General features: G+C 35.6%; 7 protein-coding genes. 1 reads left to right on the top strand and 6 read right to left on the bottom strand.

Features of this window, described 5'->3' with window-relative positions; all coding sequences use genetic code 11:
* Positions 1-709: 709 nt before the first annotated feature.
* Positions 710-1141, top strand: coding sequence for a MarR family winged helix-turn-helix transcriptional regulator (locus ACHABU_RS20540; RefSeq protein WP_435766819.1), 432 nt, complete (start codon positions 710-712; stop codon positions 1139-1141).
* Positions 1142-1352: 211 nt separating this feature from the next.
* Here the strand turns inward: ACHABU_RS20540 and ACHABU_RS20545 are convergent, their stop codons facing one another.
* The 6 genes from ACHABU_RS20545 to ACHABU_RS20570 all read right to left on the bottom strand — a co-directional run bounded on the left by ACHABU_RS20545 (position 1353) and on the right by ACHABU_RS20570 (position 6089).
* Positions 1353-1538 carry an aldehyde dehydrogenase family protein gene (locus ACHABU_RS20545; RefSeq protein ID WP_435766824.1) on the bottom strand — a complete coding sequence of 62 codons (186 nt, stop codon included), beginning with the start codon at positions 1536-1538 and terminating at the stop codon, positions 1353-1355.
* 547 nt (positions 1539-2085) lie between these two features.
* A complete protein-coding gene (locus ACHABU_RS20550; RefSeq protein ID WP_435766825.1) occupies positions 2086-2223 on the bottom strand; it encodes an aldehyde dehydrogenase family protein in 138 nt (45 codons plus the stop codon).
* 513 nt (positions 2224-2736) lie between these two features.
* The gene (locus ACHABU_RS20555; protein ID WP_435766820.1) at positions 2737-3849 is read right to left on the bottom strand and encodes a cupin domain-containing protein; all 1113 of its coding nucleotides are present in this window, start codon (positions 3847-3849) and stop codon (positions 2737-2739) included.
* A 23-nt stretch (positions 3850-3872) separates the two neighbouring features.
* The gene (locus ACHABU_RS20560; RefSeq protein WP_435766821.1) at positions 3873-4376 is read right to left on the bottom strand and encodes a DinB family protein; all 504 of its coding nucleotides are present in this window, start codon (positions 4374-4376) and stop codon (positions 3873-3875) included.
* A gap of 3 nt (positions 4377-4379) precedes the next feature.
* A complete protein-coding gene (locus ACHABU_RS20565; protein WP_435766822.1) occupies positions 4380-5327 on the bottom strand; it encodes a fumarylacetoacetate hydrolase family protein in 948 nt (315 codons plus the stop codon).
* 489 nt (positions 5328-5816) lie between these two features.
* Positions 5817-6089, bottom strand: coding sequence for a hypothetical protein (locus ACHABU_RS20570; protein ID WP_435766823.1), 273 nt, complete (start codon positions 6087-6089; stop codon positions 5817-5819).
* Between the last annotated feature and the right edge of the window lie 83 nt (positions 6090-6172).

Raw genomic sequence — 6172 nt, forward strand, 5'->3', positions numbered from 1 at the left:
AGCAGCCTTAACTGCCTTATCTACATCCTCTTTCGTTCCTTGTGAAACGCTTCCTACTATTTCGTCCAATTTTCCTGGATCTCTTATTTCCAGTGTTTTTTCTGTTTTAACATCTTCATTATTAATAAGTAGAGATACTTCTTCAACCATTACCTTTTCCATTCTTTTTCCTCCTTTAGTATTGTAGTGTTGCGAGTTATAATACATTGCGTAAAAAACGTACATTAATCATCGCCATCTTTTGTTCAGAATTACCAATCCCTGGAAACTATTACGATTACGTCCTTTAAATATATATTATCATTTTTATATACAAATGACAATAATAAAATTGAATTTTATAAATTTTATTATTATAATTATTAATATGACTATTTTCAATATTACTTATATGTGTATATCCCCTATGAAGACATAACTATATAACGACGACGCTGAATGTTGACAAACCACTTTTGCAAAAGATTCCCGTAAGGTTAATTTTGACTTTTCCACCTAACCTCTGATACGGTAAATGAAATAGCGAATTCTCTTCATTTTGGAAAAATGATGAATCCGTAACAATCAACAAATACTGATAATAAAAAATAAAGAGGCAAAAAGGAATTTTTAATAAAAGGGGGATTTTTGGTATGTAGATAATTTGATGTATCTTTTTGTGAAATTGGAAATTAATCCTTAAGTGTCTAAAGGAGGCATACATGATCATATGAAGAAAAAAGATGAATCAATTTTAGAAAACTGTTTATTTTTCACTTCCAATGTTTTTGCTCGTACCATCGCAAAAATTGCAACAGAAGTATTTACGCCTACAGGTCTCTCGCCAACGTATGGATACCTTATCCTTGTTGTTAATCAATATCCAGGAATTTCCCAAAAGGAATTATGTAGTAAATTATCAATAGCTCCTTCAACGAGTACTAGATTCGTGAATAAATTGATAAAACAAGAAGTATTGCGTAGCGAAAATAAGTGGAAAGAAACTCATATTTATTTAACTGAAAAGGGAAATCGTTTATATGAGGAAGTCTGTCATTGCATAGATGAATTAGACCAAAGATACAATTCCATACTCGGTGAATCTAAAAATGAACACTTAACTACACTTATGGGTGAATTAAATAAAAATTTGAAGCATTAAGAGTATGAAGGTACAATTCAACTTCCTCAATTAAAAATAAACTATTTCTATAATTTTGGATTTTTACTACTTAACATAACGGGTGGAATAAGCCTCAATATATTTCGTTTAACATTTCCTGTATTCCTAACTCCCGAACAATACCACTTTGCTTATAGCCACCAATTAGCCTTCCTAGAGAAGGTAATTCAAAACTATGGGTGTTAATAAGTTAATAAGTGTTCCTTCCAGCATCTATTTTTCTTTCAATCTGATAAGAACGCTTTACATCCTTTGCCCTAACGGAAGATCCAAGCCCTTCTCCCGTATTATTGGCTAGTTGGATAACATCTTTTTCTTTATAATACAAGATACTTGGAATGTTTGAACCAAATTGGTCGCTAGCAACAGCATCGATGAATAGTTATTGGTCTATAGCATGCGGTAAGATATAGTATCCATTATCACTATTTTCATGATCAAGTTTTTGAGCTAATTCTCTAATAGCGGCGTTCAAATTTTTGGTCTTCTTATGATTCTATTAACAAAATCATATTGCTTTTTATTGCTCAATGGTCCAAAGCTCGCATTTAGATTTAAACATGCCCTACTTTATACTCATCTACCATTTCGCAAAGAGTTTCAAAGAATTGATTATACATGGCTCTTGAAATCCGCTTTACCGCAAAAACAAATTTGACCGCTACGAGCAAAGATTTCTTTTAATAACCTTGTCAAGATTTCTCCAGAATTCACATCACCCAAGATAATTGCCCGGTCATTCCCAACAAATCTAGTCTAATATCTGACGCTACATTGGCTATAACCTTTTTGCCTGTTTCTGCAAATCAACCTTACGGACTAATAGATGTTTTGTTAATGCTTCCCCTACTTCAATTTCTCCATGGCAAAGTTTAATACTCCTTCAGGCAGGGTGCCAGAAGGAGTATTAAACTTTGCCAATGCTAGCGGTACCGTAGGGGATGTTTCAATACTACGATATTCCCTATAACTAGGGAAGGATCTAATTTCATCATTGTTAATACATTTGGTATATTCCAAGGGACAATGGCAACTATTACTCTCGTAGGCCTTTTCTCTATTTTCGTCCAAAGTAATCTCTACAAAAACAGACAAACTGCCAATCTGGTAAATGTAAAATGTTTATGTGTAAAATATCCATCCTAAAAATCCTCCTTAGAAAATACATAGAGAAGATCGGCGGTAAGGACTCCCCCCCCCACTGCGGATCTAGGTGGTGTTCAATGAAGCCCGCGAGAAGCCAAGCACTCGTCCGCCCGTCCTTGACCGCCCCCTTGCAAAGGGTTGGCCACCATTCACTCTTCACGTAACTGTACTAGGTTGATGTCCGCGGGTAGATTCCGGCGTTGAAAGCGTATCAATTGAGGCGAAATCCTTAGCGGCAGCGATACGCCATAGCTGTGAGTATGCTTCGAGAATCTCCGGTAAATCTGGGAAGAGGGTGCCGTTAACAGTGAACCCGTTTGCACACCAGTTGACGTAATCCTAATTATCGATTATGCAATAAAACGCAGGATGCTACATATACTTTACCATAGATTTAAAATAATTTTCTATTCTATACTGAACGGATCTTATCTAAAATCTGGCTTAAATTCACCTGTAATTACTTGATGACCATTATTTATCTCTAATGTCTCTTCTTGTTCTAATTCAAAGCGATCCATGATCGGGATATCATTTACAGAGAATAAATAAGAATTTTCTAAAGCAACATGTTCATGCCATGCCCAGTTTGGAACGACAAAGTAGTCACCTTTTTTCCAATCGAAACGTACACCATTAATAATCGTGTAGCCTGATCCTTTATATGCACAGTAAATAACTGAATGTGTGTGACGATGTGCTTTTGTTTTAAAACCCTTAGGGAGATGTGTCATACGGGATCCAATTGTAGGATTTGCTGATTTCCCTGTAGAAGGATTAATATACTCTACAGCAAAGGCGTTATATGGATCTGGATCAAATTCCTGTAATCCTTTAATTGCATCAACTGTACGATCCCATTTATAGTTTGCAAGTGGTGCAATTGTATATTTCCCATCCCCTACAGGACGAACCATTCCACCTCTATAACGTTTCTCAGAGAAGTTATCTGGCACATCTGGTTGCTGAAGACCAGCTTCATATGGTTCAAAGAATGTTCCACCAATAGAATAGATTGTTGGGATATCCAAAGCATCCATCCAGACCATTGGCTCTTTTCCAAGGTGCCCATGACCATGCCATAAATTTTTTGGTGTAGTTAGGAAATCTCCTTCTTCCATAAATATACGTTCACCCTGTACGATCGTATATGCTCCTTCACCATCTGTAATGAAACGTAATGCACTTTGAGAATGACGATGTGATGGCGCTTCTTCTCCAGGTTGTAATAATTGCACTGCAGCATACAATGTTTGAGTTGTCGATACTTGCCCCCATGGTTTACGGTAGGTTAAACCAGGATTTTGAAAGTAAATCGCACGTCGTTCCCCACCACGATCGGGAGTAAAAATTTCTGCAGCTTCGGATAGCTTTTTCTTTAATAATTCTCCACTCCAGAGATATGCTTCAGCATGTGGTTTGGGTGATTTATTCATGACTTCTGGAATTGCTTCCCATAGTGGTCCAAGATTATATTGCTGGATATCCTTCGTAAAATCCTTTACAACAGAACTCTTCATAAACTCAGTTTTTTCAGCCATTTAAAACATCCCTTTCCATTATTTTATTTACTTGCATTTGGTAATTTACTTAAATTTCGCTTGATCTGATTACTGTGACCTTCCGTATGCTCAACAATAAAATGTTCAATTAAAAATGAAACAGGTTTATTACCAAATTTTTTAAAGTTACGGTGTGGATTTTCTTCTTTCAATTGAGCATCATCTACTTTTGAAAGCCTTTGGGAGACCTCCGTCTTCAATCCTTCCGTTGCTTTGATTACTTCTTTTATATTTAATCCGTTGAGCTCGTCTACTGCTGCAAGTCGATCAGGACTTGTCAAACCTCTTCCCCATTCAGATCCTGGCTTTTCTAATACCGTTTCCATTTCACTAAGCCAATATGGTGTCGCTTCATTAACATGATTCAAAATCTGTACTATAGACCATTCATCTTCTGTTGGATTCCAGCGAATGGTCTCTTCTGAAAGTCCATCCACTGAACTCAGAATTTCATCAATAGAAGACTGGATAGAATGGATATATTTTTCAACTTGTTCTGTTGCCATAAATTACTTTCCTCCTTCTTGTTTAGATACGCGGTTCTCTAGTGTACCTACTTTATCAATATCAATTTTCACTACATCTCCATCTTTCAGGAATACTTGTGGATCCCTTGCAACACCTACTCCTCCAGGTGTACCTGTTAACACAATGTCTCCTGGCTCAAGTGTCATCAAATTAGATAGGAATTGGACAAGCTTTGGCACTGTAAATACAAGATTCTCCGTATTTGAATGCTGTCTTTCCTCTCCATTGACTGTTAGAACTACTTCAAGTCCAGACGGGTCTGACAATTCATCAGATGTAATTAACCACGGTCCCATTGGGGCACTGCCTTCTACAGCTTTCCCTTGAAGCCATTGAAGTGTTCTACGTTGAATATCACGATAGGTAACATCATTAACAATTGTATACCCTGCTACATAATCCAATGCATCTGCTTCTGAAACATTTCTAGCCTGTTTACCAACAACAAAGGCAAACTCTGCTTCATAATCTAGTTGCTCAGAAATCGGATAGAACGGGATATCATCTTGTGGTCCAACAATTGTATTCGCAAATTTAGCAAATACAACAGGATTAGACGGTAATTCACGTCCCATTTCAAGAATATGTTCACGGTAGTTATGGCCAACACATATCATTTTCCCTGGATTAGTTAAAGGTGCTTCAACTTTAACGGATTCTTTTTCATAAATAAGTTGGTGATTAAAACTTGAAGGATTCTCAAGTGCATAATTAATTGCGCCCTTTGCAATTTCGATACTTTCATTGCCACCTTGTAAAAACGCTTCCATCTTTTCTGGTAAAAAAGCCTCTGCAATTTCCTTGTAACGATACTTTCCTTCGCTTTTAAGCTGTGCTTGATAAGCATAATTCAAATCAATAACTTTGCTGTCATCAACAAGTGCTCCTATGCGAGTATATCCTGCGTTAGTAAATGTAATTAATTTCATAATAATCTCCTTTTAATAATTTATTTCAAAATGAGATGCCATAAGCTCTGCTTAAATACCTTCTAGGATTCTAAGACTCTTATATATGAAAAAGGAAAAAGGTGAATTCAGAAATTATGTTGTCTATTTTACAACACAATAAAACAGGGAACCAACCAAACAGGTACAGGTACTCTCAGGCATTTCGATATTTCGCAAATCTAATTTCATTAAACTAAAGACAAACCTATTTTTTATGTACCCCAAATCAATTGATAATAACTGCCATTTTTTTCATTCCCTTCGCTAAAAAAGGCTTCTGACATGTTATTTCTATCGGTAAATTGAAATATAACATAAATTAGATATCTCTGTTGTAGTAAGAGGTCGGTCGTAGTCAGATATGATTTTTAGAATTATAAATCACATATTCAACCTATTTTGATAGGATAATTTATAGAAGGGTTGTCTTACCCTTCATAGCTGAAAAGGCATACTCATATATATCAACTAAACAATTTGTTTTGATTGTAAGTGTTCACTAAGGAATAGGTTCAATTTTTTAGGACCAAATTTTAGTTTTCCATTTTCCATTTGATTGGTTTTAGAGTCTAAGAAATAAACAATTTGCTTTCGTCTTTCGGTAATATTGATAATCCCATTCTCATAAAACCAAGTATCAATGGTATTATAAACACCTTTGTTTAGTCCAAAGCGATCTCTACAAAAACAGACAAATTGCCAATCTGGTAAATGTAAAATGTTTTCATGTAAAATATCCATCCTAAGAATCCTCCTTAGAAAATATATAGAGAAGGAGAACATCATATGCTACTCCCTCCATATTTTTATTGATTTATTTTCAA

This window comes from Oceanobacillus sp. CF4.6 (genome assembly GCF_051262635.1).
In the GTDB taxonomy this organism is placed as follows: Bacteria; Bacillota; Bacilli; order Bacillales; family Amphibacillaceae; genus Oceanobacillus.